Here is a 26,162-nt window from a genome sequence, read left to right as displayed (position 1 = left end):
GTGCCCGCTGAGATCGTGCTCCAGGCCTTCCGCTTCGGGTTCCTGCTGCTGCTCTGGCTGTTCATCTTCGCCGCCTTCCGGGTGGTCCGGGCGGACCTGTTCGGCGGCCGGGTGGGCCGGGTCGCCTCGGTGCCCCCCCGGGCGCAGACCGGCCGCAAGCGCGGCGGCCCCAAGCACCTCGTGGTCACCGCCGGCCCGCTGTCCGGCACCCGGATCACCCTCGGCGACCAGGCCATCCTCATCGGCCGCGCCGACGACTCCACCCTCGTGCTGACCGACGACTTCGCCTCCTCCCGGCACGCGCGGCTGACCAACCGCGGCGGCCAGTGGTACGTGGAGGACCTCGGGTCGACCAACGGCACCTACCTCGACCAGCAGCGCGTCCAGGGGCCGCTGCTGGTGTCCCCCGGCCAGCCGATCAGGATCGGGCAGACCGTGCTGGAGCTCCGCTCATGAGCCTCGTCCTGCGCTACGCCGCGCGCTCCGACCGCGGGCTGATCCGCGGCACCAACCAGGACTCGGTCTACGCCGGGCCCCGGCTGCTCGCCGTCGCCGACGGCATGGGCGGCCACGCCGCCGGCGACGTCGCCAGCAAGGTGGTGATCGCCGCCCTGGAGCACCTCGATGACGACGCCCCCTCCGGCGACATGCTCCAGGCGCTGCGGTCGGCGGTGTTCGACGGCAGCGAGCACCTGCGCGAGGTGATCCGGGAGTCCCCCCAGCTGGAGGGGATGGGCACCACGCTCACCGCGATCCTCTTCGCCGGCGCCCGGGTGGCGCTGTGCCACGTCGGCGACTCCCGCGCCTACCTGCTGCGCGACGGGGAGCTGCACCAGATCACGCACGACGACACCTTCGTGCAGACGCTGATCGACGAGGGCCGGATCACCGAGGAGGAGGCGAACAGCCACCCGCAGCGCTCACTGCTGCTGCGCGCCCTCAACGGCCAGGACGTCGAGCCCGACCTGTCGATCCGGGACACCCGCGCCGGCGACCGCTACCTGCTCTGCTCCGACGGCCTCTCCGGCGTGGTCAGCCAGGAGACGCTCGCCCAGGCGCTGACCGACCCCGACGCGCAGGCGACGGCGGACCGGCTGATCGAGCTGGCGCTGCGCAGCGGTGGACCGGACAACATCACCTGCATCGTCGCCGACGTCGTGGAGGACGACGGCCGGGGCGCGCTGATCGAGCCGGTGGTCGACGGCGCCGCCGGTGACAACGCCGGTCAGCGCGAGGTCGATCCCCGGTCGGCGGCCGGCCGGGCCGCCCTGGCCCAGCCCGCGGCGGGCTCCCCCGTCGCCGGCGCCACCGCCGGACCCTCCCCCGGCCGGGCCCGCCGTCCGCTGCGCACCGCGCTGATCGGGGGCACCGCGCTGGTGCTGCTGGGCGCCGCGGCGATCGGCGGCTGGCTGTTCGTGATGAGCCACTGGTTCGTCGGCGTCGCCGCGGCCGCCGAGGGGGACGAGGTCGCCGTCTTCCGGGGCGTGGACGCCTCGATCGTCGGGCTCGACCTCTACCGGCTCGACCACACGACCGGGCTGGCCACCAGCGACCTGACCCAGGCCGCCCGCAGCCGGGTGTCCGACGGGATCGCCGCGGACAGCCGGGACGACGCCGAGCGGATCCTGGCCAACCTGCGCGGCCAGCGCCTGCCTCCGTGCCGGACCGTCCCGAGCACCGCCGCCGCCACCAGCTCCGCGCCGGCCGACCCGGCCCCGACCAGCCCGGCTCCGACCGAGGCCCCCGCGCCCACCACGCCGGGGCCCACCGGGTCCGCGCCCACCGAGCAGGCCGACCCGGCCACCACCTCCCCCGCTGCCAGCTCCACGGCGAGCCCGACCGGCACGGCCCCGCGGCCCTCCAGCTCGGGTGAGCCGGGGGTGGACTGCCGGGAGCTCGACTGATGACCGGCCCTGGCACCGACCCCCGCGCCGTCGCCGCCGGTGGCACCCCCGTCCCCACCCGGCGGGGCACCGAGCTGGCGCTGCTCGGCTTCGCGGTGCTGATCACGCTCGCCGCCCAGTGCATCGTCGACGTGACCGTCACCGGGTCACTGAGCCCCGAGCTCGCCACCTTCGGCACCTGGTTCACCGCGCTGTGGGTGGTCGCGCACCTCGTCGTCCGCCGCTTCGCGCCCTACGCCGACCCGCTGCTGCTGCCCTGCGTGGCGGTGCTGGTGGGGCTCGGTCTGGTGATGATCCACCGGCTGGACATCTCCGACGAGCAGATCGGCGCCACCGCCACCCGCGAGGACGCCCCGGTGCAGCTGCTGTGGGCGACCGTCGGACTGGTGCTGTTCGTCGCCGTGCTGGTCGTCGTCCGCGACCACCGGGTGCTCTCCCGGTTCGCCTACACGCTGGCCCTCGTCGGCCTGGTGCTGCTGGCCATCCCCGCGGTGCTGCCGAACTCGGAGATCAACGGCGCCAAGCTGTGGATCCGGGTGGCCGGCTTCTCCATCCAGCCCGGTGAGTTCGCCAAGATCTGCCTGGTCGTCTTCTTCGCCGCCTACCTGGTCGACAAGCGCGACGTCCTCGCCCTGGCCAGCCGCAAGGTGGCCGGTCTGGAGCTGCCGCGCGGCCGGGACCTCGGACCGGTGCTGCTGGCCTGGGCCGCGTCGATCCTGGTGCTGGTCTTCGAGCGCGACCTGGGCAGCTCGCTGCTGCTGTTCGGGATCTTCGTCGTCATGCTCTACGTCGCCACCGAACGGGCGAGCTGGCTGGTCATCGGCCTGCTGCTGTTCGCCGGCGGTGCGTTCGTCGCCTACCAGCTGTTCGGCCACGTGCGGGTGCGGGTCGACACCTGGCTGGACCCCTTCGGCAACATCGACGAGGGCGGCTACCAGGTCGTGCAGTCCCTCTTCGGGCTCGGCACCGGCGGCATGTTCGGCGCCGGCCTGGGCGGTGGGCGGCCCGACCAGGTGCCGGTGGCCAAGAGCGACTTCATCGCCGCGGCGATCGGGGAGGAGCTCGGCCTGTTCGGCCTGGTGGCGGTGATCGTGCTCTACCTGGTGCTGGTCGAGCGGGGCCTGCGCACCTCGCTGATCGTGCGCGACGGCTTCGGCAAGCTCCTCTCCGCCGGCCTCGCGTTCGCGGTGGCCTGGCAGGTGTTCGTCGTCCTGGGCGGGGTCACCGGCCTGCTGCCGCTCACCGGCCTGACCACCCCGTTCCTGGCCTACGGCGGTTCCTCGCTGGTGGCCAACTTCGGCCTGATCGCGCTGCTGGTGCGGATCAGCGACGCCGCACGCCGCCCCGCCACCCCGCCGCCGGCCACCCCGCAGAAGCTCACTGACGCGCCCACGGAGGTGGTCCGCCCGTGAACGCACCGCTGCGCAAGGTGGCCATCAGCGTGCTGGTGCTGTTCACCCTGCTGATCGTCAACGTCAACGTGATCCAGGTGGTCCGCGCCGACTCGCTGCGGGAGAACACCCGCAACACCCGCAACCTGGTCGACGAGTACGACCAGGAGCGCGGTTCCATCGTGGTCGCCGGCAACGAGGTCGCCACCTCGGTGCCCAGCGAGGGCAGCCGGCTGGGCTACCTGCGCCAGTACCCGCAGGGCCCGGTGTACGCCCCGGTCACCGGCTACTACTCGCTCATCTACGGCCGCACCGGGATCGAGAACGCAGCCAACGAGGTCCTCGCCGGCACCGACGCGCGCCTGGCCTTCCGGCGGCTCACCGACATCTTCACCGGCCGCGACCCGGCCGGCGGCAACGTCGAGCTGACCATCGACCCGGCAGTGCAGCAGGCAGCGATGGAGGGCCTGGCCGGGCTCGACGAGGGGCTGGCCGGCGCCGTCGTCGCGCTGGACCCAGCGACCGGCGCGGTCCTCGGCCTGGCCAGCTCACCGACGTTCGACCCGAACCTGCTCTCCTCGCACGACCCGGCGGCGATCCGTGAGTACCGGGAGTCGCTGACCGAGGACCAGGTGACCAACTTCGCCATCGACGAGCGCTTCGCGGCCGGCTCGATCTTCAAGGTGATCGTCTCCGCCGCGGCGCTGGCCACCGGCGAGTACACCCCGCAGACGGTGGTCCCCGCGCCGCAGGACTACGTCCTGCCGGGCACGAACCAGCGGCTGCCCAACTTCGGCGACTCCGCCTGCAGCCCCAGCGGTGAGCAGCCGCTGATCGACGCGCTGACCATCTCCTGCAACACCGCCTTCGCCCAGCTCGGCATCGAGCTCGGCGAGGACCGGGTCCGGGACATGGCCGAGGCCTTCGGCATCGACGATGAGGGCTTCGACATGCCGCTGGAGGTGGTCCCGAGCACCGTCGGCGGGATCGAGAGCGACGACCAGCTCGGCCAGGCCTCCATCGGTCAGCGCAACGTCCAGGTCACGCCGATGCAGGCGGCGATGATCGCCGCCGCGGTGGCCAACGACGGCGTGCTCATGGAGCCGTACCTCGTCGATTCCGTGCAGGCCCCCGACCTGAGCGTGATCGACCAGACCGAGCCCAAGGTGCGCTCCGAGCCGGTCTCCGACGAGGTCGCCGACCAGCTCACCGAGATGATGACCAGCGTCGTCGACGAGGGCAGCGGCCGCCGGGCCCGGATCAGCGGGGTCGAGGTGGCCGGCAAGACCGGGACGGCGCAGAACGCCGGCGCCGACCACAACTGGTTCATCGGCTTCGCCCCGGCCGACGACCCGCAGATCGCCGTCGCCGTCTTCGTCCGCAACGGCGGCGGCACCGGTGGCGACACCTCCGCGCCGATCGCGCGCTCGGTCATCGAGGCCCGGCTGGGGGTCGGCGGCTGATGGCCGTGCGCGTGGGCACCGTGCTGGCCGGCCGCTACGAGATCACCGCCCCGATCGCCACCGGTGGGATGGGCGAGGTCTGGCAGGCCCGGGACCGCACCCTGGGCCGGACGGTCGCGGTCAAGATCCTCAAGAGCGAGTACACCAGCGACACCAGCTTCCTCATCCGCTTCCGGAACGAGGCGCGGCACACGGCGGCGCTCTCGCACCCGAACATCGCCTCGGTCTACGACTACGGCGAGACCACCGACGACGGCCAGCGGCTGGCCTACCTGGTGATGGAGTTCGTCGAGGGCAAGCCGCTGGTCACGATCCTGGCCGAGCGCGGCCGGCTGACCTCCGACCAGACCCTCGACGTGCTGGCGCAGGCCGGCGAGGGTCTGTCCGCCGCGCACGCGGCCGGCATGGTCCACCGCGACATCAAGCCGGGGAACCTGCTGGTGCGCCCGGACGGCGTTGTGAAGCTGACCGACTTCGGCATCGCCTACGCCCGGGACGCCGCACCGCTGACCCGGACCGGGATGGTCGTGGGCACCGCCCAGTACCTCTCCCCCGAGCAGGCGCAGGGGCACGTGGTGACCGCCGCGTCCGACGTCTACTCCCTGGGCGTGCTCGGCTACGAGTGCGTGGCCGGCGTCCGCCCGTTCGACGGCGAGTCCCAGGTGGCGATCGCGCTCGCGCAGATCAACCGCCCGCCCCCGCCAATGCCGGCCGACGTGCCCCCGCAGGTGCGCGCCCTCATCGAGCGGGCGCTGGCCAAGGACCCGGCCGCCCGCTACCCGGACGGCGGCGCGTTCGCCGACGCCGTCCGCCGCGTCGCCGCGGGCGGAACCGCCCCGCCGACCACCACGGTCACCCAGGTGGTCGACCAGGACGGCGTCGTCACCCGGATGATCCCGGCCACCGACCCCGGCGCCCGCGGACCGGCCACCGCCCCCCGGACGATGCCGCCCCTGGTGGCCGGCCCGGTCGACGAGGACCGCTGGTCCGACGGCGAGTGGGACGACGAGCCCGACTCCGCCGCCCGGCAGCGCCGCACCCGGCTGATCTGGATCGGCGCCGCGGTCGCCCTGCTGGCGGTGGTCGTCGCCGGCTACCTGGTCGTGACGTCCGGCGGCACGCGTGACCGCTCCGACACGGCCGCCCCCAGCGCGACCAGCTCGACGCCGTCCTCCGCGCCGCCGGCGTCCACCAACGCCACGGGCGGGATCGACTGGGACGTCAGCCGGTACATCGGTGCCGACGCGGACACCGTGCAGCGGCAGCTGGAGGCGCTCGAACTGGAGGTCGACCAGGTGACCGCGAGCGCCGCGCAGCTGGCCGCAGCAGGCCGGACGCTGGACGAGGACACCGTCGTCACGGCCGACCCGGACCAGGGACCGCTGACCGTCGGTGAGCTGGTGACGCTGTACGTCACCGGGGCGCCGTACACGCCCGAAGGCCGCGAGGAGCCGGCACCCGGCACCACCGCCCGCCCGAGCGACGACTCCGACGACGGCGCGGAGGAGCAGGAGGAGGACGACCCGCCCGGGCGGCCAGGCTGCGGCATCCGTGCGCTGGTGGCGGGGGAGACGCTGGCGGCCGCCGAGAACACCCCGTCGGCCACCCCGTCGGCCACCCCCTCGGCCACCCCCTCGGCCACCCCGTCCCCCACCCCGTCCCCCACCCCGTCGACCACCACGTCGCCCGCCCCGTCCCCCACTCCGTCGACCGCAACGTCCAGCAGCCCGTGCTGAGCCTGGGTCCGCGCCATCAACCTGCGGCCCGTGGGCCCCTGCTGACACACCTGTTCCCCGCCTCCGCGTCGCACCGGGTCTGGGCCCCCTCACTGATTACGCTCGCCGATGGCGTGCCGTCTCCCGTGCTCGCCGCACCGGAGCCGCACCCGCAGCACCGCGTCACCCGAGAGGAACTCCGATGACCACGCCCCAGGTGCTCGGTGAGCGCTACGAGATCGGCGGGGTGCTCGGCCGCGGCGGGATGGCGGAGGTGCACCGCGGACGCGACCTCCGGCTCGGCCGCGAGGTCGCCGTCAAGGTGCTGCGCCAGGACCTGGCCCGGGACCCGTCGTCCCAGGTGCGCTTCCGGCGCGAGGCGCAGGCCTCGGCGTCGCTGAACCACCCGGCGATCGTGGCCGTCTACGACACCGGCGAGGACCGCACCGCCACCGGCGCGACGCCCTACATCGTGATGGAGTACGTCGAGGGCGAGACGCTGCGGGACGTGCTCCGGCACGAGCGCCGGCTCTCGCCGGAGCGCGCCATGTCGCTGACCGCCGACATCTGCGCGGCGCTGGACTTCAGCCACCGGAACGGCATCGTGCACCGGGACGTCAAACCCGGCAACGTCATGATCACGCCGCAGGGCACGGTCAAGGTGATGGACTTCGGCATCGCCCGGGCGGTGTCGGACTCCGCCGCGACGATGACCTCCACCGCCGCGGTGATCGGCACCGCGCAGTACCTCTCCCCGGAGCAGGCCCGCGGCGAGGGCGTCGACGCCCGTTCTGACGTCTACTCCGCCGGCTGCCTGCTCTACGAGCTCGTCACCGGCGCTCCGCCCTTCACCGGCGACTCCCCCGTGGCGGTGGCCTACCAGCACGTCCGCGAGGACCCCCGCACCCCGTCCTCGATCAACCCGGAGATCCCGCCGGAGCTCGACGCCATCCTGCTGAAGGCGATGAGCAAGAACCCGGCCAACCGGTACCAGTCCGCCGCCGACATGCGCGCGGACCTGCTCCGGGCCGTCGCCGGCCAGCGGGTCGAGGCCACACCGGTCATGAGCGACGCCGAGAAGACCACGATCATGAACGGCGCGGCCGTCGGCCCGCAGGGCTATGACGACCGGGACTGGGCAGCCGCGGACGACGAGGCGGCCCGCAAGCGGAAGCGGAACCGGGTCATCGCCGCCGTCGTCGGGGCACTGGTCCTCATCGCCGCCGTCGTCGGGGTCATCATCGCGATGAACGGCGACGACGAGCCGACCGATCCGGTGGTCGAGATGTCCACGGTCCCGACGCTGGTCGACCTCACCCGCCAGGAGGCGCTGGCCGCGATCGTGGCGGCGGACCTGACCGAGGGCACCATCACCACGGAACCGAGCACCGAGGAGCAGCGCGACCGGGTCCTGCGCTCCGACCCGGCCGCCGGCGAGGAGGTCGAGCCCGGCACCCCGGTCGCGCTGGTCATCGGCGCCGGACCCGAGACGGTCGTCGTGCCCGAGGTGATCGGCCTGACCGAGACCGGGGCCCGCAGCAGCCTGGAGAGCGCCGGCTTCACCGGCATCGTCAACGCCAGCCAGGTCGACTCCCTGGAGCCGGCCGGCCGGGTGGTCTCCATCACCCCGGGCGAGGGCACCCAGGCAGCTCCGGACCAGACGTTCACCCTCGGCATCTCCACCGGCAGCGTCGAGCTTCCGGACGTCGCGGGGCAGACCGAGCAGGCCGCGCGCCAGGCCCTCGCCACCGCCGGGATCCCGACCGGCAACGTCACCGCGCAGAACGTCGAGCGCGGCGACGTCGCCCCGGGCACCGTGGTGGGGACGGAGCCGGGTGCCCGGACGCAGGTCACCGCCGAGGACCAGATCACCCTGCTGCTCGCCGTGCCCGAGCCGGCCGACCCCACGCCCACGGCGACCGACCCGGGGACCGGGGACGACACCGGCGGCGGCACGGGTGGCACCGGGGGGACCGGCGGCGGCACCGGTGGGACCGGCGGCGGCACGGGCGGCACCGGCGGCGGCACCGGCGGCACGGGCGGCACCGGCGGCACCGGCGGGGGCACCGGCGGCACGGGTGGCACCGGCGGCTGAGCCACCCACGGCCCGCGTGACAAAGCCCCTCCCCGGATGACCGGGGAGGGGCTCTGTCGTTCCGATGGCGTCGACTGACGGCCGCGAGCGGGTCAGACGGTGGCGGTGGTCAACCGGCGGACGGTAGCGGCGGCCGAGGCGACGACGTCGGGGTCCGGGGCGAGCCCGCACCGGGTCAGCCAGTTGGCCAGCAACTGGTGCCCGCCCTCGGTGAGCACCGACTCGGGGTGGAACTGCACGCCCTCGATCGGCAGCTCCCGGTGGCGCAGCGCCATCACGATCCCCGACGGGGTCCGCCCGGTCACCTCGAGCTCCGCCGGCACGCTGTCGGCCTCCACGGCCAGCGAGTGGTACCGGGTCGCGGTGAACGGCGAGGGCAGGCCGGCGAGCACGCCCACCCCGTCGTGGACCACCTCGCTGGTCTTGCCGTGCAGCAGCTCCGGCGCCCGGCCCACCACCCCGCCGAAGGCCTCGGCGATCGCCTGGTGCCCCAGGCAGACACCCAGCACGGGCAGGTCGGCCTCGGCCGCGGCGCGCACCATCGGCACGGTGACCCCGGCGTCGACCGGCGTGCCCGGCCCGGGCGAGAGCAGCACCCCGGCGACGTCGAGGTCGGCGAGCTCGGCGATCGTCACCGCGTCGTTGCGCCGGACGATGCTGGGCACGCCCAGCTGGCCCAGGTACTGGACGAGGTTGTAGACGAAGCTGTCGAAGTTGTCGACGACCAGCACCGGCCGCCGCACCACGGGTGCTGCGGAGGGAGCGGAGGCGGTCACTGGTCGACCGTCACGTCGGTGAAGGGCAAGGCGGGCTCGATCCACGGGAAGACGACGAACAGGAGCAGCGCGCAGACCGCCAGGACCAGCACCAGCGAGGCGGCCGCCCTGCTGGCGGTGCCCCCGGGCAGGTGCCGCCAGACCCAGGTGTACACGTCCGGTTCCCCTCCCGTCACCTGCGGGTCCCCCGCAGGCGTCAGCTCTCGTCCAGCGCGGGCGGGCCGTCGGGGTCGACCGCCTTGCTGATCGGCTCGCCGTCCAGCGCTGCGTGCACGATCAGCCGCTGCTGCGCGGAGTACCGGGGGTGGCAGGTCGTGATGGTCAGGTACGCCCCGGTGGGCGGGGCGTCGGCAGCGGCGTTCGGGGTGGGGGAGAGCACGGCGACGTCGCTGGGGCGCACCACGTGCTGCCCGGGGATGCCGCTCGGGTCGGCCGCCGGGTCCCCGCTCGCCCGGTCGCCCAGCACCCGGTAGACGAACCAGCTGTCCTCGGTCTCGACCACCACGGCGTCCCCCGGGCGCATCCGGTCCAGGTCGAGGAACGGTGACCCCCGGCCCACCCGGTGCCCGGCGATCCCCACGTTGCCCGGCTGCCCGGGCATGGCGGTGCCCACGTAGTGCCCCGGCCCCTGGGCGAGCTCCTCGGTCCCGGTGCCCTCGACGACCACGCGGGCCCAGTCCTCGCCCAGCCGGGGCACGTGCAGCACCGCGAACGGCTCCCCCACCTCCGGCGTCGGCACCGTCGGCACGGCGGCGGCGGCCGCCGGGTCGGCGACGGTCGGGTCCTCGGCCCACTCCTGGGTCAGCGTGTCGCCCAGCCGGTCCTGCTCCCGGGCGGTGAGCAGGTCGGTCACCCACAGCTCGTAGACGACGAAGAGGAGGACCACCAGGCCGGCGGTGACCAGGGTCTGCCCGACGCCGCGCACCGCGGTGCGGACGAGGTCACCCCCGCGGCTCATCAGCCCGCGTCGACCTGGGCGTACCGGATGTCCAGCGGGCCCTCGTAGGCCGGCAGCGTCAGCTGCCGCTCGTCGGACACCCGATAGGTGAGCCCGAACGCGTCGGCGGCCTGGCGCAGCACCGTGACCTCACGGGAGGCAGCCAGCTCGCTGCGCATCTCGCTCGAGTCGCCGACGGCGGTAATGACGAACGGCGGGGAGTAGGTGCGGCCCTGCAGCAGCAGGGTGTTGCCGACGCAGCGGACGGCGCTGGTGGCGATCAGCCGCTGGCCCATGATGGCCACCCCGTCGGCGCCGGCGGCCCACAGCGCGTTGACCACGCCCTGCACGTCGGACTGGTGGATGACGACGTCGTCCGGCGTGGCGCCGGTGGGCAGCCCGCCACCGGCCGGCCGCGGGGCGTCGTCCAGCACGATCTGCACACCGGACCCGCGCACCGGGGTGAGCCCCGCCGCGTCCAGGCCGGTCTCGGACCGGGCCTGCACCGCGGCCACCTCGCTGTCGCGGGTGGCCGCCTGGTCGGTGAGCGCCTGCACCTGCGCCTGCAGCCGGGCGAGCTCCTCCTGCTGCCGTGCGGCGACGGCGTCGCGCTGGCGGATCAGCCCGGAGAGCTCGGTGATGTCCCCGGCCCGCAGATCGGTGCCGAGCGCGGTCTGGCCGGAGGTGGCGAACAGCAGCCCGGCCGCCAGGGCGACGACGGGGACCAGCGCGGTCCAGACCGAGGGACGTGACCAGCGGGCCACCGGCACCTCCTCCGCATCGGTCCGGGTACCCGGACAGGGGACCTGACCCGCGCCGCGGGTCGGTCTGCTCTCTCCAGCAGCTTAGGCTGGGAGGACGTCACGCCGGGGCGACAGTGCTCCGGCCCGGGAGGGAGTCCGCTCAGGTGCCGAAGTCGAAGGTGCGCAAGAAGTCGGTCTACACGCCGCCCGAGGGCGTCCTCCCGTCCTCGGCGGCCCGGGCGCAGGCGGCCGAGCCGAGCCCCCGCTGGTACGCGGTGGTCATGATCGCGCTGATGCTGATCGGGCTGCTGTGGATCGTCGTCTACTACGTGGCCGGCGACCAGCTGGGCATCATGGTCTCCCTGGGTGCCTGGAACTTCGCGATCGGGTTCGGCGCCATGGTCGCCGGCCTGGTGATGTCGATGCGCTGGCGCTGACCGGTCGCCCACGCCGAGAGGCCCTCGTCCCCCTGGGGACGGGGGCCTTCGTCGTCTCCGGGGCCGGGATGGTCGCCGACGACCGGCCCGCACGGTCGACTTGGCGTCTCTGTGCAGGTCAGCGGCGTGACCGGGGGACGACGCGGCGTCCGACTGTGCACAGCGGGCGGCTCCGTCCACAGGCGGTCGACGGCGATGTCCACCGGGTTGTCCACCACATGTGGAGTCCCGGGACCCGGTGGTGCGGCGCTGACCTGCGCAGACGTGGGTCGTGTGACTGGTGGGGCGGAAACGGCACGGGGGTAACTACACCCGTGGAACTCCGTCCCCAGCTGTGTACACACCTGTGGACTTCGCGCGGCGTCCACGACACCACTCGGCGCCTGCCAGGCCCCTACTACCCGATCGCCGGGATGGCAAACGGGGAGCGTGACGGGTCGTTCCCGGGCGTGTTGTCGACTTCCCCGCCCTGTGGACGACCGGCGGGAGGGCCCCGACCGCCCGCCTCAGCGCCGGCCGGCTGTGGACCACGCAGGGGACCGGAGAGGTCAGTCCGTCACGAGCTCCAGCAGGGTGGCGTTCGCCATCCCGCCGCCCTCGCACATCGTCTGCAGCCCGTACCGGGTGCCGGTCGCCCGCATCGCGTGCACCAGGGTGGTCATGATCCGGGCACCGGAGGCGCCGAGCGGGTGCCCGAGCGCGATCGCCCCGCCACGCACGTTGACCCGCGCCGGGTCCGCGCCGGTCTCGGCCAGCCAGGCCAGCGGCACCGAGGCGAACGCCTCGTTCACCTCGACCAGCCCGATCTCCGCCAGCCCCACCCCGGCACGCTCCAGCAGCTTCCGGGTGGCCGGGATCGGCGCGGTCAGCATCAGCACCGGATCGTCGCCGGCCACCACCGTGGTGTGCACCCGGACCATCGGCGTCAGCCCCAACTCGGTGGCCCGGTCGGAAGTCGTGACCAGCAGGGCGGCGGCACCGTCGGAGATCTGGCTGGCGTTGCCCGCGCTGACCACGCCGTCGGCCTGGAACGGGGTGGGCAGCCCGGCCAGCCGCTCCAGCGTGCCGCCGCTGCGGATGCCCTCGTCGGCGGTGACCGACGTCCCCTCGGGGGTGGCGACGGCGACCAGCTCCTCGTCGAACGCGCCGTCGGCCCGGGCCTTGCCGGCTCGTTCGTGCGAGCGCAGGGCGTACTCGTCGAGCTCCGTGCGGCTCAGCCCCCATCGGGCGGCGATCAGCTCCGCGCCCACGCCCTGGTGCGGCGCCACGCCGCCGTACCGGGCCAGGAACGCCGGGCCCAGCGGGCTCCCGGCCGGGCCGTCGCCGGCCGAGGAGCCCATCGGCACCCGGCTCATCGACTCCACCCCGCCGGCGACGACCACGTCGGCCTGCCCGCTCACCACCGCGGCGGCGGCGAAGGCGACGGCCTGCTGCGAGGAGCCGCACTGCCGGTCGACGGTGGTGCCGGGCACCGACTCCGGCCAGCCGGCGGCCAGCACCGCGACCCGGCCGACGTTGGCGGTCTGCTCGCCGACCTGGGTGACGCACCCCCAGATCACGTCGTCGACCACCGCCGGGTCGATCCCCGTGCGCTGTACGAGGGCGGTGAGCACGGTCGCCGACAGGTCGACGGCGTGGACACCGGCGAGACCTCCCCGGCGCCGGCCGACCGGCGTGCGGACCGCGGCGCAGATGACGGCATCGCGCATGGAGCTCTCCTCGTGTCGACGCTGACCCGGCCGGGCGGGACCCGGTGCCGCGATGCTAGGCCGCACGGGCCGGGGCAGCTGCTCCGGTGAGCAGATCACGGAGGGCTGACAAGCTGGGTCCGTGCAGTGGTCCCCTCACGTCGGCGAGACGGTCGCCGTGGCCGTCGTCGGAGCCGCCCTGGCGGTGGGCGCCGCGTTCTCCGACCCGGCGGGGCGGGCGCTGCTCGGCGCCGCCGCCCTCCTGCTGGCCGGCATCGCCCTCCGCGACGCGCTGCTGCGGCCCAGGTTGCACGCCGGCCCGGAGGGCGTGACGGTGCGCGGCCTCGGCCGGGCAACCACGATCACCTGGCCGGCGCTGCGGGTGCGGTTGCGCGAGCAGCGCCGCTGGGGGGTGCGGGGCCGCACCCTGGAGCTGGAGGACCGTCGCGACGACGCCGTCCTGGTGGTGCTGGGCCGGCGTGACCTCGGCGCGGACCCGGCGGTGGTGGCCGAGGCGCTGCTCGACCCCGGGGCGACGCGCTAGCGCAGCCCGCCGAACACCAGCACCAGCAGGACGACGACGACCGCCGCGACACCGGCGACCTGCAGGGCGCGGTGGCGCCGGGCGCCGACGAGGACGGCGGCGGTGACCGCACCGGTGACCAGCCCACCGAGGTGGCCCAGCAGCGACACCCCGGGCAGGAGGCTGATGAACAGGTTGATGGCCAGCAACGTGAGGAGGCCGCGGAGGTCCTGCTTCCGGTGCACCAGGACCACGCCGAGGGCGCCCAGCAGGCCGTAGATGGCGGCGGAGGCGCCCACCACGCCACCGAAGTACGTCCCGAACAACTGGAGCGCCGCAGCCCCGCCGAGCGCGGAGACCAGGTAGACGGTGAGGAACCGCCAGCGACCCAGCATCCGTTCCAGCTCCGAGCCGAACAGCAGCAGCGCCAGCATGTTCAGCGCGAGGTGGACGAGGCCCACGTGGGTGAAGGCGCTGGTGACCACCCGCCACCACTCACCGGCGTCGACCGCGTAGGGGCTGGTCGCGAAGGCGTTCTGCAGCGGGGAGGAGAAGCTCTCGAACGGGTTGACGCCCTCGGTGGCCGCGGAGACGGCCGTCGCGACGGCGACGGCGACGTTCAGCGCGATCAGCACGACGGTGACCAGGCCCCAGCGACGGCCGGCCAGCCGGACCCCGGTCGTCCGGCGCGGCTGCCGGACCTCGGCGGCTCCGGCGCGGACGTCGTCCGGGCACTGGAAGCCCACCGACGCCGGGATCATGCACTCCGGGCAGATCGGCCGGCCGCAGCGGGTGCAACGCACCCCGGTGGGCCGGTCCGGGTGCCGGTAACAGGTGGCGGCCGGGGGCACCGGCTGCGGGTCGACCCCGCCGGTGCCCCCGGTCCCGTCGGGGGTGGTCAGCTGCGCTGCACCTCGACCGACTCGATCACCACGTCGTCCACGGGGCGGTCGTTGCGGCCGGTGCGCACGGCGGCGATCCGGTCGACGACGTCCCGGCCGGCCTGGTCGGCCACCTCACCGAAGATGGTGTGCTTGCGGTTGAGGTGCGGCGTCGGGCCGACGGTGATGAAGAACTGCGAGCCGTTGGTGCCCGGGCCCGCGTTGGCCATGGCCAGCAGGTAGGGGCGGTCGAACGACAGCTCCGGGTGGAACTCGTCGCCGAACTGGTAGCCCGGGCCACCGAAGCCCTGACCCAGGGGGTCGCCACCCTGGATCATGAAGCCGCTGATGACGCGGTGGAAGATCGTGCCGTCGTACAGCTTGTCGGTGGTCTTCTCCCGGGTGGCCGGGTGCGTCCACTCGCGGGCGCCCTCGGCCAGGTCGGCGAAGTTGGCGACCGTCTTCGGGGCGTGGTCGGGGAACAGGTCGACGGTGATGTCGCCGTGGTTGGTGTGCAGGACGGCGCGCCGTGCGGCGGGGGTCTGTTCGGTCACGACCACACTCTCCCACTGCTGTCGGCGGGCCCGCCCGGGCACCCGGGTCACGGGCCCTCGCGGGCGTCCGCTGGTGTGGAGACGCTGGTGTGGAGACGGTGTTGTGGAGACGAGGGGAATCGAACCCCTAACCCCCGCCTTGCAAAGGCGGTGCTCTGCCAATTGAGCTACGTCCCCGGGAGCACGGCTGGGCCGTGCGGTGGATCAGGAGGAGCGGGGGGTGCTGACCGAACCCGGTCCGCGCGTGGCCTCCGCCCAGAGGTCGGCCTCGCCCCTGCCGGCGGAGCGCTTGCGGACGGCGACGACGGCACTGGCAGCGATCGCTGCGACCGCCAGCTTCTTCAGCACGCGGTGACCTCCTCGGACGGCGTGGTCACCGCGACCCGGCGACCGCTGCGGGTGACCGGGCCCGGCCGGCTCGTACGAGCCGGCCGGATCCTGGTGCACGGGTGGGCCTGGGAGGACTTGAACCTCCGGCCTCATCCTTATCAGGGATGCGCTCTAACCGCCTGAGCTACAGGCCCGTGGACCGGGGAGAAGCTTACCTGGCCCCGGGAGCGCGTCGGCAGGCGGGGTCGGCCCCCGTGCAGGGCCCCGCCGCGAGCGTGCGAGTGGTGGGGGGCACGGGGGTCCTTGTTCAGTCCCGCTCGGCGAGGGTGACCTCGAGGCCACCGACGAGGTCCGAGCAGAGGTTGTAGATGAACGCCGCCACGGTGCACAGCGCCGTCAGGAGCAGGATGTTGATCGCCCCGATCACCGCGGCGCCGCCGAAGACGATCCCGGCGGTGATGACGTCGCCGCCGCCCTCGTCGGAGGTGCGCAGCTGGCTGAAGACGTCGTTGAGGGTGTCGAACACGTCGAGGCTGCCCAGCACGCCGTACAGGATGCCGACCGCGACCATCCAGACGAAGAACAGCGCGATGGAGACGACCAGCGAGATCTTCAGCGCCGACCAGGTGTCGATGTGCCGAAGCTGCAGCCGGGCCCGGCGCGGACCGCGCCCCTTGCCGGCCGCCTGCCCCGTCCCGGTGGCCCGCCCCCTCCCGGTGGCCTGACCGGTCCCGGTGGCCTGACCGGTCCCAGCGGGCTCGGCCGGGCGGGCACCCGGCGGCGGCGTGACGCCGGCCGGCGGCAGGGTCACCGCCTGGGTGGCGTCGACCGGTGGCGGGCCCGTCGGTGCCGTGCCGCGGCCGGCGCCGGCCGGGCGGGTGCCCTCGGGCCGGACGGCCTCGGGACGCTTCGCCTCGGGGCCCTTCGCCTCGGGGCCCTTCGCCTCGGCACGGCCGGCGTCGTCGAACCCGGGACGGCCGGCCCCGGCACCACTCGCACCGGACGCCGGGGCCGTGCTCCCGCCGGGAGACCCGGAGTCGGCGGTGGGCGGCGTCCCCGCGTCCGGCGTGCCGGTCTCCTCACGGGAGTCGGTACGCACCGAACTGCGGGTCCGGTCGCTCATCCCAGTCTCCTGTCCACCAGCGGCAGTCACCGCGTCGAGGCACCTCCCGGCGGATCGGCACCCTGGGGTGTCGCCCACCGGTCAGTGCCGGGTTCGTCATCCAGCCCGGGGAGGGGACCGCGTCGTCCCGTCCCCGGGCTGGCATCCGTTCCAGCCTAGGCTTCGGGCTCGTCGTTGTCCGTCGTACGCGCGATCGCCACGATCGAGACGTCGTCGGGCAAGTTCATGAGCTTGACGCCCATGGTGGCCCGGTCCCGGGTGTGCCGCACCCCGTTGACCGGCGTCCGGATGACGCCGCCGCCGGAGGTGATCGCGTAGAGCTCGTCGCCGAGGACGACCGCCAGCGCGCCGACCAGGGCGCCCTTGCGGGCCTTCGGGTCGGCGGTGAGCACGCCCTTGCCGCCCCGGCCCTGCAGCGGGTAGTGCTCGATCCCGGTGCGCTTGGCGTAGCCGCCCTCGGTGGCGACGAGGACGTCGACCCCCTCCTGGACGACGATCATGGACAGCAGCCGGTCGTCCTCGGACAGCGAGATGCCCCGCACGCCCTCGGTCGCCCGGCCCATCGGACGCAGCTGGGCGTCGTCGGCGCTGAAGCAGATCGACATCGCCTTGCGGGTCACGAGCAACAGGTTCTGGTCCGGGCTGATCATGGCCGCCCCCACCAGCTCGTCGCCCTCGCGCAGGTTGATCGCGATGACGCCGCCGCTGCGCGGGGAGTCGAAGTCGGTCAGCCGGGTCTTCTTCACCTGGCCCTTGGCAGTGGCCAGCACCAGGTACGGCGCGACCGTGTAGTCCTTGATCTGGATGACCTGGGCGATCTTCTCGTCCGGCTGGAAGGCCAGGATGTTCGCCACGTGCGCGCCGCGGGCCGTGCGCGCCGCCTCGGGCAGCTCGTAGGCCTTGGCCCGGTAGACCCGGCCCTTGTTGGTGAAGAACAGGATCCAGTCGTGGGTGGAGCCCACGAAGAACTGCTGCACCAGGTCGTCCTGCTTGAGCTGCGCGCCCATCACGCCCTTGCCGCCGCGCCGCTGTGAGCGGTAGAGGTCGGCCTTGGTGCGCTTGGCGTAGCCGGTGCGGGTGATCGTGACGACCACCTGCTCCTCGGCGATGAGGTCCTCCATGGACACGTCACCGTCGTTGGCCACGAACTGGGTGCGCCGGTCGTCGCCGTACTTGTCGACGATCTCCCGCAGCTCGTCGCGGACGATCTGCCGCTGCCGCTCGGGCGAGTCGAGGATCGCCTGCAGGTCGGCGATCCGGGCCTCGATCTCGGCCAGCTCGTCCAGGATCCGCTGCCGCTCCAGCGCGGCCAGCCGGCGCAGCTGCAGGTCCAGGATCGCGACGGCCTGGATCTCGTCGACGTCCAGCAGCTCCATCAGGCCGGTGCGCGCCGCCTCGGCCGACTCGCTGCGGCGGATCAGGGCGATGACGGCGTCGAGCTGGTCGAGGGCCTTGGCGTAGCCGCGCAGGATGTGCGCCCGCTCCTCGGCCTTGCGCAGCCGGTAGCGGGTGCGCCGGACGATGACCTCGACCTGGTGCGTCACCCAGTGCTTGACCAGCTCGTCCAGCCGCAGGGTGCGGGGCACCCCGTCGACGATGGAGAGCATGTTGCAGCCGAAGGTGGTCTGCAGCTGGGTGTGCTTGTAGAGGTTGTTCAGCACGACCTTGGCGACCGCGTCCCGGCGCAGCGTGATGACCAGCCGGCGGCCGACCCGGTCGCTGGACTCGTCGGCGATCTCGCTGATCCCCTGGAGCCGGCCCTCCTTGACCGCCTCGGCGATCGACTCGGCCAGGTTGTCCGGGTTCACCTGGTAGGGCAGCTCGGTGACCACGAGCTGCACCCGGCCCCGGCTGTCCTCCTCGACGGTGACGACGGCGCGCATGCGCACCGAGCCGCGACCGGTGCGGTAGGCGTCCTCGATCCCCTCCCGGCCCACGATCAGGCCGTGGGTCGGGAAGTCCGGGCCCTTGATCCGCTCCATGCAGGCGGTGAGCATCTCCTCGGCCTCGGCGTCGGGGTGGTCGAGCACCCAGTACGCCGCCTCGGCGACCTCGCGCAGGTTGTGCGGCGGCATGTTGGTCGCCATGCCGACGGCGATGCCCGCGGACCCGTTGATGAGCAGGTTGGGCACCCGGGACGGGAGCACCACCGGCTCCTGCGTGCGGCCGTCGTAGTTGGCCTGGAAGTCGACGGTCTCCTCGTCGATCCCGGAGAGCATCTCCATGGCCAGCGGGGTCAGCCGGCACTCGGTGTAGCGCATGGCGGCCGGCGGGTCGTTGCCCGGCGAGCCGAAGTTGCCCTGGCCGTCGATCAGCGGGTAGCGCATCGACCAGGGCTGGGCCAGCCGCACCAGGGCGTCGTAGATCGCCGAGTCGCCGTGGGGGTGGTAGTTGCCCATGACCTCCGCGACCGGGCGCGCGCACTTGACGTACCCGCGGTCGGGGCGGAAGCCCTGGTCGTACATCGCGAACAGCACGCGGCGGTGCACGGGCTTGAGACCGTCGCGGACCTCGGGGAGCGCGCGGCCCACGATCACGCTCATCGCGTAGTCGATGTAGCTGCGCTGCATCTCCTGCTGGAGATCGACCGCTTCGACGCGGTCGCGGCTGGGTGTTTCGGTCACGGTCAGGTTCTCCACAAGTCGATACACAGCGGGGGACAAGTGCCCTGGTCAGTGCAGACCCCCTGCCGGGGCCGGCGAGCGCCGGCAGGGGGTCGTCCGGCTACACGTCGAGGAAGCGGACGTCCTTGGCGTTGCGGGTGATGAAGCTGCGGCGGGCGACGACGTCCTCGCCCATCAGGATGCTGAACAGCTCGTCGGCGGCCGCGGCGTCCTCCAGGGTGACCTGGCCGAGCAGTCGGGTCTCCGGGTTCATCGTGGTCTCCCACAGCTCGCTGGCGTTCATCTCGCCGAGACCCTTGTAGCGCTGGATGCCGTCGTCCTTGGGCACCTTCCGGCCGGCGTCGGCACCCGCCTTGAGCAGCGCGTCGCGCTCACGGTCGGAGTAGGCGTACTCGTCGCCGGTCTTGCCGCCCCACTTGATCTTGTACAGCGGCGGGCGGGCCAGGTAGACGTGGCCGGCCTCGACCAGCGGCCGCATGAAGCGGAAGAGCAGGGTCAGCAGCAGGGTGCAGATGTGCTGGCCGTCGACGTCGGCGTCGGCCATCAGCACGACCTTGTGGTAGCGCAGCTTGCCCAGGTCGAACTCGTCGTGGATGCCGGTGCCGAAGGCGGTGATCATCGACTGGACCTCGGTGTTCTTCAGCACCCGGTCGATGCGCGCCTTCTCGACGTTGATGATCTTGCCGCGGATGGGCAGGATCGCCTGGAACATCGAGTCGCGGCCGGACTTGGCCGAGCCGCCGGCGGAGTCGCCCTCGACGATGTAGATCTCGGAGTTCCGCGGGTCGGTGGACCGGCAGTCGGAGAGCTTGCCCGGCAGGCCGCTGACGCTGAGCAGGTTCTTGCGGGCCAGCTTGCGGGCGTCCTGCGCGGCCCGGCGGGCCCGCGCGGCGGAGGCGGCCTTGGTGATGATGGTCTTCGCCTCGGTCGGGTTGGCCTCGAACCAGTGGCCGATCTGCTCGTTGCACACCCGCTGCACGAAGCCCTTGACCTCGGTGTTGCCGAGCTTGGTCTTCGTCTGGCCCTCGAACTGCGGGTCGCCGAGCTTGACCGAGACGATCGCCGCGAGGCCCTCGCGGATGTCGTCGCCGGTGAGCTTGTCGTCCTTGCCCTTGAGGAGCTTCTTCTCCTCCGCGTAGCGGTTGACGATCGAGGTCAGCGCCGCGCGGAAGCCCTCCTCGTGGGTGCCGCCCTCGTGGGTGTTGATGATGTTGGCGAAGGTGTGCACCGACTCGGAGTAGGCGTCGGACCACTGCATCGCGACCTCGACCGACATCGCCGTGTCGTTCTTGCCGACCCCGTCGGCGGAGAAGCCGATGACCGACCGGTGGATGGGCGCCTTGCGCCGGTTCAGGTGGGCGACGTAGTCGACCAGGCCGTGCTCGTAGCGGTAGGTGACCTCGGTGGGCTCGAACGCCTCGTCGGCGGCCTCGACCGGGACGGCCGCCTCGGCCAGCGAGTCCTCGCCGATGCCGGTCTCGGCCTTGCCGTGCCCGGGGCGCTCGTCGCGCAGCACGATGGTCAGGCCCTTGTTGAGGAAGGCCATCTCCTGCAGCCGGCGGTTGATCGTGTCGTAGGAGTAGGTCGTCGTCTCGAAGATCGAGCCGTCGGCCCAGAAGGTGATCGAGGTGCCGCGCCTGTCGGTCGGGCCGACCTCCTCCAGGGGGCCGGGCTTGGCGTCGGTGTAGTGCTGGCGCCACTCCTTGCCCTTGGTCCAGACGGTCACGTCCAGCCGGGTGGACAGCGCGTTGACCACGGTGACGCCGACGCCGTGCAGACCACCGGAGACGCCGTAGCTCTTGCCGTCGAACTTCCCGCCCGCGTGCAGGATGGTCAGGACGACCTCGACGGTCGGCCGCTTCTCCACCGGGTGCATGTCGACCGGGATGCCACGGCCGTTGTCCTCGACCCGGACGCCACCGTCGGCCAGCAGCGTGACCTTGACGGTGTCGCAGTAGCCGGCCAGCGCCTCGTCGACGGCGTTGTCCACGACCTCCCACACCATGTGGTGCAGGCCTCGCTCGCCGGTCGAGCCGATGTACATGCCGGGACGCTTGCGGACCGCCTCGAGTCCCTCGAGGACGGTGATGGAGCTGCCGGAGTAGGCGGTCTCGTTCTGGGGCGCAGCGACCACGGGGGGCCCTTCTCTCGCGCAGCCTCGCAGCCGTCCGCGCGCAGGCGACGACGGTGTCGAGGGCGCAGGACGGCGCTCAGCGGGCTGCTGGCGGTGTGTCCCCTCCAGAGTACCGGGTCCTGTCACCCCAGGTGCGCCGTCCACGCCCTGACGCGCTTCCAGAGCCTCTCCCGGCAGGCGCACCACCACCCGTGTCAGCCCCCGTGTCGACACGCCGTCTCGCAGCGGCTGGGGGCGCCGACGGTTCCACGTGGAACCGTCGGCGTCAGGCCAGCAGCTGAGCGGTGGCGAGCTCGCGGTAGAGCGGGCTGACGTCGAGCAGCTCCTCGTGCGTGCCCGTGGCGACCACCCGCCCCGCGTCCAGCACGACGATCCGGTCGCTGTCCAGCACGGTGGACAGCCGGTGGGCGACCACCAGGAGGGCGCGTTCCGACCCGGCCGCGGCCAGGGTGTCCCGCAGCAGGCCCTCGTTGCGGGCGTCCAGGCTGGCGGTCGGCTCGTCGAGGAGCAGCAGGGCCGGGCGGGAGAGCAGTGAACGGGCGATCGCCAAGCGCTGCCGCTCACCACCGGAGAGCAGCACGCCGTCGTCCCCGACCGGCACGTCCAGGCCCAGCGGGGAGCGCTGCACCACGCCGGTGAGCCCGACGTCGGCGAGCGCCCGCCACAGCTCCGGCTCGGCCGTGTCCGGCGCGGCGAGCAGCAGGTTCTCCCGCACCGTGCCGGCCAGCACCGGGGCCTCCTGCTCCACGTAGCCGATCCGCGACCGCAGCGCCGCACGCGGCAGCTCCCGGACGTCGGTGCCGGCCCAGCGGACCACCCCGCCGGTCAGCGGGTAGAAGCCCTCCACCAGCGCGAGGATCGTCGACTTCCCCGCCCCGGACGGGCCGACCAGCGCCGTCCGGCTGCCGGCGGGGACGGTGAGGGAGACCCCGCGCAGCACCGGGTCGCCACTGCCCGGATAGGCGAAGTCGACGCCGTCCAGCTCCAGCAGCGGGACCGGGTCACCGGCCGCCGGCACCCGCAGCACGGCCGCGGCGCCACCGGCGGACCGTCGCTCGGGCACCTCGTCGTGCTCGGGGTCGAGCGCCAGCACCTCCTGGACGCGGGCGAGCGCCCCGAGGCCGGCCTGCAGCTGGGTCCAGGAGCCGATGAGCTGGCCGAGCGGCATGACCAGCAGGAACAGGTACAGGATGAAGGCGACCAGGTCGGCGACGGCGATCGAGCCGGTGGCCACCCGCCAGCCGCCCAGGCCCAGCACGGCGAGGAAGGCGCCCTGGACGGCGATCGACCCGGCCGGGGAGACCAGCGCCTCGAGCCGGGCCACCGCGACGCCGGCCCGGAACGCCCGTTCCGCGCTCTCGGACACCCCGGCCACCTCACGGGTGGTGGCGCCGCTGGCCCGGATCGTGCGCACCGCCGAGAGCACCCGCTCCACGGCCGCGCTCATCGCCCCGACCTCTTCCTGCGCCTGGCGGGAGAGCGCCCGCACCCGGCGGGCGGCCAGCACCGCGGTGGCCACGCCGATCGAGACGGCGACCACGGTGACCAGCAGCAGCCACCCGTCGACCAGCGCCATCGCGATCAGCGCGCCCACCCCGACGACCAGCGAGCCGGCGAGCTCGACGACCCCGCTGGTGACCGCGGCGCGCAGCAACGTGGTGTCCGAGCCGACCCGGGACATCAGGTCACCGGTGCGCCGCCGGTCGTACTCGGCGACCGGCAGCCGCAGCAGGCGGTCGACCAGCCGACGCCGCGTGGTCAGCACGACGCCCTCGGCGGTGCGCTGGAGCAGGTACTGCTGGCCCGCGCCGAGCAGCGCGGCGGCCACCAGCACGACCACCAGGAGGACGACCACCGGCAGCACCGGCTCCCCCGCACCGACCGCGGCGATGACCCGGCCGACCAGCGCCGGCTGGGCCAGCGCCCCGGCGGCCGCCACCAGGGACAGCCCCGCGGCGGCAGCAAGCGCGCGCCGGTGCGGCTGCAGCAGCGGCAGCAGGTCGCGGAACCCGGCGCTGGGCCCGGGCTGCTGCCCCGCGCCGCCGCCCACCTCGCTCAGCGGGGTGCCGCTCAGGCCGCCGCGGCCAGGGCGCCGACGACGGCGGCGAGCAGCCGGGCGTGGTGCTCGATCAGCTGCGGGCGCTGGCCGTCCGGACGGATCGCCGCCACGTACCCGGCCGCGGACCACAGCTCGTCGCCGTCGTCACTGCCCAGCAGCAGCTGGCGCACCAGGGGGTCCTCGACCAGCCGGCGCAGCTGCGGACCGTCCTCGGCGGCCAGCAGCACCCAGCGCCGGTCGAACTCGGCGTCGGGGCTGGGGATGTGCAGCAGCCCGCCGGTGCCGTGCCGCCAGAACCTCGCCGGGGTGAGGCGGAAGGCCGGGACGGCGCCCAGCACCGGAGCCGCGGTGATGGCGTGGGTGCTGGCCCACCGGTCCCGGCCCAGCGGGGACAGGACGTCGCAGGCGACCAGGTCCAGGCCGTTGCCCCGGCCCCGCACCACGTTGCCCGGGCGGTCCTCCTTGCCCGGGCGCACCGGGGCACTGGCCACCAGCTGCGCCAGGGCGGCGTCCTCCGGCCCGGTGCCGTCCGACGCCGTCCAGCCGACCGCCGCCGCCCACGCCTGGGTGCCCCACGGGTCGCCCTGCGGCGCGAACGCCTGCTCGTAGGCGCCGGGACGGCGTTCCCGTCTCGGCCGGCCGCCGAAGAGACCGCCACCGCGGCGCTCCTCGGGTGCGGGAGCCCCGGTCTCGCGCGGATCGGCCGCCGGCGGCTGCCAGGGCTGGTCCTGCTGGGCGCCCGGGTACGGGGTGGGGGCCTGCGGAGGCGCGGGCGGCTGGGCCCGGGGGCGTTCGGGCTCCACCGCCGGGAGGTCCCAGCCCGGGGGCTGCCAGCCGGCCGGCCCGTCGTCGGTGCGGTCGTCGTCGGTGCGGTCGTCGGGGCGCGGCGGCTCGGCGGAGGACCCGGGGGTGTCCGCCGGCTGGTCGCCGTCGGACTCCCGGCCCAGGTGCGCCGGCTCCCGCCAGCCCTCCGGGCCGCCCTCGTCGAAGGCGTCGCGGTCGCGCGGGCTGCTCATCTGCGTGCTCCTCGTGGGTGCTGCGTCGGCGGGGTCGGGCCGACGGCTCAGCCGTAGGTGTCGCGCGGGCCGCGCCCCCGGACGGTGCGCGGTCCCTTCTTCCAGTTCGGCGCCGTCGGACCGACAACGCGCAACTTCGTCACGACGTCCCCGCCGACCCCCGCCCGCAGCCGGCCCAGGATGGAAGGTGCCAGCAGGCGCAGCTGGGTGGCCCACGCGGTGGACTCCGCGACCACCAGCAGCTCGCCCTCGTTGAGCGACTCCGGCCGGCAGTGCGCGGCGATGTCCGGCCCGACCAGGGCGTCCCACCGGCCGAACACCGCACCCACCTTCGTGCGCGCGGTCCAGTCCTGCTGGCCGACCAGCGAGTCGACCAGCGACCCCAGCGGCTGCGGATCGTCCGCTCCCGGGCCGGGCCCGGTCCAGGAGCGGCGCGGACCGGCGACGCGGCGCCGGGTGGGCCGGGGCCGGGACGCCGACGCGGCCCGGGCGGCGTCCAGGGCGGCCCGGGCGATGTCCGACGGGCGCGCCGGCCGGCCGGGGGGCGGCTGCTCAGACACCGGTGACCTCCTCCAGCGGCAGTCCCTGCTCGGGCCGGACCACGCGGGCCTGCCCGTCGGCGATCTCGACCCGGGTCCCGCGCAGCGCCGCGGGCACGTCCTCGGCGACCGCCGCGGTGATCAGCGTCTGCTCGGCGGTGACCGCCACCTCGGCCAGCGCGGACCGGCGGTCGGCGTCCAGCTCGGCGAAGACGTCGTCGAGCACCAGCACCGGGTCATCGCCGTCCTCGCGCAGCAGGGCGAAGCAGGCCAGCTTCACCGCCAGCGCGAACGACCAGGACTCCCCGTGGCTGGCGTAGCCCTTGGCCGGCGCCGGGCCCAGGTGCAGCACCAGGTCGTCGCGGTGGGGGCCGACCAGGGTGACCCCGCGGTCGACCTCCTCCTGGCGCCGCTCGCCCACCCGGTCGCGCAGCGCGGCGGCCAGCTCCTCCGGGCCGGGCAGCACCCGGTCCGGGTCGACCGGGGAGCCGTCCCCGGCCAGGGGCACGGTGCTGCTGTAGCCGAGCGCGGCCCGGTCGGCGCCGGACCCGGCGACGCCGGCGTAGGCGGCGGCCACGTGCGGCGCCAGCTCGGCGACCAGGCGCAGCCGGGCGGCCAGCAGCTGGCCACCCAGCTCGGTGAGGTGGCCGTCCCAGACGTCCAGGGTCGCCAGCGCGTTGCCGCGCGCCAGCCTCGCCGTCTTCAGCAGCGCGTTGCGCTGCTTGAGCACCCGGTCGTAGTCACTGCGGACGCCGGCCAGCCGCGGGGTGCGGCTGACCAGCAGGTCGTCGAGGAAGCGACGGCGCTCGGCCGGGTCGCCGCGGACCAGGGACAGGTCCTCCGGCGCGAACAGCACCGTCTTGACCAGCCCGAGCAGCTCCCGCGGGCGGGGCAGCGGGGCCCGGTTGACCCGGACCCGGTTGGCCCGGCCGGGGTTGATCTCCACCTCGACCAGCAGCTCCCGGTCCTCGCGGCGCAGCGCGGCCCGGACGATCGCCTGGTCGGCGCCGTGCCGGACGAGCGGTGCGTCCGCGGAGACCCGGTGGCTGCCCAGGGTGGCCAGGTAGCCCACCGCCTCGACCAGGTTGGTCTTGCCCTGCCCGTTGCGCCCCACCAGCACGGTCGGCCCCGGGGTCAGCGGCAGGTCGGCCGCCTCCCAGCTGCGGAACTGGGCGACCTGCAGGTGCCGGACGTACACGGTCAGATCCTCGGTGAGGTGGCGGAACGGCC

23 protein-coding genes and 2 tRNA genes are annotated in these 26,162 nt (G+C 74.0%); 8 read left to right on the top strand and 17 right to left on the bottom strand.

Annotated features, from left to right (window positions below):
* The 6 genes from ACI795_RS04765 to pknB all read left to right on the top strand — a co-directional run bounded on the left by ACI795_RS04765 (position 1) and on the right by pknB (position 8,568).
* Positions 1–456 carry an FHA domain-containing protein FhaB/FipA gene (locus ACI795_RS04765; RefSeq protein WP_457074070.1) on the top strand — a complete coding sequence of 152 codons (456 nt, stop codon included), beginning with the start codon at positions 1–3 and terminating at the stop codon, positions 454–456.
* Complete coding sequence (locus ACI795_RS04760) at positions 453–1,904, top strand: protein phosphatase 2C domain-containing protein (protein ID WP_457074069.1); 1,452 nt, start codon at positions 453–455, stop codon at positions 1,902–1,904. Before ACI795_RS04765 ends, ACI795_RS04760 begins: the two co-directional genes overlap by 4 nt.
* On the top strand, positions 1,904–3,316 hold the full coding sequence (locus tag ACI795_RS04755; protein ID WP_457074068.1) for an FtsW/RodA/SpoVE family cell cycle protein: 1,413 nt from the start codon (positions 1,904–1,906) through the stop codon (positions 3,314–3,316). Before ACI795_RS04760 ends, ACI795_RS04755 begins: the two co-directional genes overlap by 1 nt.
* On the top strand, positions 3,313–4,758 hold the full coding sequence (locus ACI795_RS04750) for a peptidoglycan D,D-transpeptidase FtsI family protein (RefSeq protein WP_457074067.1): 1,446 nt from the start codon (positions 3,313–3,315) through the stop codon (positions 4,756–4,758). The genes ACI795_RS04755 and ACI795_RS04750 overlap by 4 nt, the downstream gene beginning before the upstream one ends.
* Positions 4,758–6,494: a serine/threonine-protein kinase gene (locus ACI795_RS04745; protein ID WP_457074066.1), complete on the top strand. Its 1,737-nt coding sequence runs from the start codon at positions 4,758–4,760 to the stop codon at positions 6,492–6,494. The genes ACI795_RS04750 and ACI795_RS04745 overlap by 1 nt, the downstream gene beginning before the upstream one ends.
* A 181-nt stretch (positions 6,495–6,675) precedes the next feature.
* Complete coding sequence (pknB, locus tag ACI795_RS04740) at positions 6,676–8,568, top strand: Stk1 family PASTA domain-containing Ser/Thr kinase (RefSeq protein ID WP_457074065.1); 1,893 nt, start codon at positions 6,676–6,678, stop codon at positions 8,566–8,568.
* Between the two features lie 92 nt (positions 8,569–8,660).
* Here pknB and ACI795_RS04735 read toward each other — a convergent pair whose 3' ends face one another.
* Genes ACI795_RS04735 through ACI795_RS04720 form a run of 4 tightly spaced genes read right to left on the bottom strand, consistent with a single transcriptional unit; the run spans position 8,661 to position 11,045 of the window.
* Positions 8,661–9,344, bottom strand: coding sequence for an aminodeoxychorismate/anthranilate synthase component II (locus ACI795_RS04735; protein WP_457074064.1), 684 nt, complete (start codon positions 9,342–9,344; stop codon positions 8,661–8,663).
* Positions 9,341–9,520: a hypothetical protein gene (locus ACI795_RS04730; RefSeq protein ID WP_457074063.1), complete on the bottom strand. Its 180-nt coding sequence runs from the start codon at positions 9,518–9,520 to the stop codon at positions 9,341–9,343. Before ACI795_RS04730 ends, ACI795_RS04735 begins: the two co-directional genes overlap by 4 nt.
* Before the next feature lie 20 nt (positions 9,521–9,540).
* Positions 9,541–10,302, bottom strand: a complete 762-nt coding sequence (locus ACI795_RS04725; RefSeq protein WP_457074062.1) for a class E sortase — start codon at positions 10,300–10,302, stop codon at positions 9,541–9,543.
* Positions 10,302–11,045: a DUF881 domain-containing protein gene (locus ACI795_RS04720; protein WP_457074061.1), complete on the bottom strand. Its 744-nt coding sequence runs from the start codon at positions 11,043–11,045 to the stop codon at positions 10,302–10,304. The genes ACI795_RS04725 and ACI795_RS04720 overlap by 1 nt, the downstream gene beginning before the upstream one ends.
* Positions 11,046–11,188: 143 nt before the next feature.
* Between ACI795_RS04720 and crgA the strand changes: the two genes are divergently transcribed.
* Positions 11,189–11,461: a cell division protein CrgA gene (crgA, locus tag ACI795_RS04715; protein ID WP_457074060.1), complete on the top strand. Its 273-nt coding sequence runs from the start codon at positions 11,189–11,191 to the stop codon at positions 11,459–11,461.
* Positions 11,462–12,009: 548 nt separating this feature from the next.
* Here crgA and ACI795_RS04710 read toward each other — a convergent pair.
* On the bottom strand, positions 12,010–13,170 hold the full coding sequence (locus tag ACI795_RS04710; protein WP_457074059.1) for a thiolase family protein: 1,161 nt from the start codon (positions 13,168–13,170) through the stop codon (positions 12,010–12,012).
* 121 nt (positions 13,171–13,291) lie between these two features.
* Here ACI795_RS04710 and ACI795_RS04705 point away from each other — a divergent pair, with 121 nt between their 5' ends.
* Positions 13,292–13,693, top strand: coding sequence for a PH domain-containing protein (locus ACI795_RS04705; RefSeq protein ID WP_457074058.1), 402 nt, complete (start codon positions 13,292–13,294; stop codon positions 13,691–13,693).
* Here ACI795_RS04705 and ACI795_RS04700 read toward each other — a convergent pair.
* From ACI795_RS04700 to recF, 12 genes are all read right to left on the bottom strand, one after another.
* Entirely contained in the window at positions 13,690–14,433 is a 744-nt protein-coding gene (locus ACI795_RS04700) for a rhomboid family intramembrane serine protease (protein ID WP_457074057.1), read from the bottom strand. The two genes, ACI795_RS04705 and ACI795_RS04700, sit on opposite strands and share 4 nt — an antisense overlap.
* A 137-nt stretch (positions 14,434–14,570) precedes the next feature.
* Positions 14,571–15,107, bottom strand: coding sequence for a peptidylprolyl isomerase (locus tag ACI795_RS04695; protein ID WP_457074056.1), 537 nt, complete (start codon positions 15,105–15,107; stop codon positions 14,571–14,573).
* Between the two features lie 104 nt (positions 15,108–15,211).
* Positions 15,212–15,284, bottom strand: a tRNA-Ala gene (locus ACI795_RS04690).
* A gap of 27 nt (positions 15,285–15,311) precedes the next feature.
* The gene (locus ACI795_RS04685) at positions 15,312–15,455 is read right to left on the bottom strand and encodes a DLW-39 family protein (RefSeq protein ID WP_457074055.1); all 144 of its coding nucleotides are present in this window, start codon (positions 15,453–15,455) and stop codon (positions 15,312–15,314) included.
* Between the two features lie 102 nt (positions 15,456–15,557).
* A tRNA-Ile gene (locus tag ACI795_RS04680) sits at positions 15,558–15,631 on the bottom strand.
* 113 nt (positions 15,632–15,744) lie between these two features.
* The gene (locus tag ACI795_RS04675) at positions 15,745–16,560 is read right to left on the bottom strand and encodes a DUF3566 domain-containing protein (protein WP_457074054.1); all 816 of its coding nucleotides are present in this window, start codon (positions 16,558–16,560) and stop codon (positions 15,745–15,747) included.
* 155 nt (positions 16,561–16,715) lie between these two features.
* Entirely contained in the window at positions 16,716–19,184 is a 2,469-nt protein-coding gene (gene gyrA, locus ACI795_RS04670; RefSeq protein WP_457074053.1) for a DNA gyrase subunit A, read from the bottom strand.
* 100 nt (positions 19,185–19,284) lie between these two features.
* A complete protein-coding gene (gene gyrB / locus ACI795_RS04665; protein ID WP_457074052.1) occupies positions 19,285–21,318 on the bottom strand; it encodes a DNA topoisomerase (ATP-hydrolyzing) subunit B in 2,034 nt (677 codons plus the stop codon).
* 265 nt (positions 21,319–21,583) lie between these two features.
* Complete coding sequence (locus ACI795_RS04660) at positions 21,584–23,368, bottom strand: ABC transporter ATP-binding protein (RefSeq protein ID WP_457074051.1); 1,785 nt, start codon at positions 23,366–23,368, stop codon at positions 21,584–21,586.
* A 20-nt stretch (positions 23,369–23,388) separates the two neighbouring features.
* A complete protein-coding gene (locus ACI795_RS04655; protein WP_457074050.1) occupies positions 23,389–24,393 on the bottom strand; it encodes a hypothetical protein in 1,005 nt (334 codons plus the stop codon).
* 47 nt (positions 24,394–24,440) lie between these two features.
* Positions 24,441–24,953: a DUF721 domain-containing protein gene (locus ACI795_RS04650; RefSeq protein ID WP_457074049.1), complete on the bottom strand. Its 513-nt coding sequence runs from the start codon at positions 24,951–24,953 to the stop codon at positions 24,441–24,443.
* Positions 24,946–26,130 (bottom strand): DNA replication/repair protein RecF, encoded by a 1,185-nt coding sequence (recF, locus tag ACI795_RS04645; protein WP_457074048.1) that lies wholly within the window; start codon positions 26,128–26,130, stop codon positions 24,946–24,948. The genes ACI795_RS04650 and recF overlap by 8 nt, the downstream gene beginning before the upstream one ends.
* Between the last annotated feature and the right edge of the window lie 32 nt (positions 26,131–26,162).

This window comes from Modestobacter sp. SYSU DS0290, from assembly GCF_054050955.1.
This window is presented reverse-complemented; position numbering and strand designations above follow the sequence as displayed.

What these genes read in the sequence shown, in the direction of transcription:
- ACI795_RS04675 (WP_457074054.1), bottom strand. Translation starts at nt 16,560, where the DNA reads ATGAGCGACCGGACCCGCAGTTCGGTGCGTACCGACTCCCGTGAGGAG.
- ACI795_RS04710 (WP_457074059.1), bottom strand. Translation starts at nt 13,170, where the DNA reads ATGCGCGATGCCGTCATCTGCGCCGCGGTCCGCACGCCGGTCGGCCGG.
- pknB (WP_457074065.1), top strand. Translation starts at nt 6,676, where the DNA reads ATGACCACGCCCCAGGTGCTCGGTGAGCGCTACGAGATCGGCGGGGTG.
- ACI795_RS04760 (WP_457074069.1), top strand. Translation starts at nt 453, where the DNA reads ATGAGCCTCGTCCTGCGCTACGCCGCGCGCTCCGACCGCGGGCTGATC.
- ACI795_RS04655 (WP_457074050.1), bottom strand. Translation starts at nt 24,393, where the DNA reads ATGAGCAGCCCGCGCGACCGCGACGCCTTCGACGAGGGCGGCCCGGAG.
- ACI795_RS04755 (WP_457074068.1), top strand. Translation starts at nt 1,904, where the DNA reads ATGACCGGCCCTGGCACCGACCCCCGCGCCGTCGCCGCCGGTGGCACC.
- ACI795_RS04725 (WP_457074062.1), bottom strand. Translation starts at nt 10,302, where the DNA reads ATGAGCCGCGGGGGTGACCTCGTCCGCACCGCGGTGCGCGGCGTCGGG.
- ACI795_RS04745 (WP_457074066.1), top strand. Translation starts at nt 4,758, where the DNA reads ATGGCCGTGCGCGTGGGCACCGTGCTGGCCGGCCGCTACGAGATCACC.
- ACI795_RS04700 (WP_457074057.1), bottom strand. Translation starts at nt 14,433, where the DNA reads ATGATCCCGGCGTCGGTGGGCTTCCAGTGCCCGGACGACGTCCGCGCC.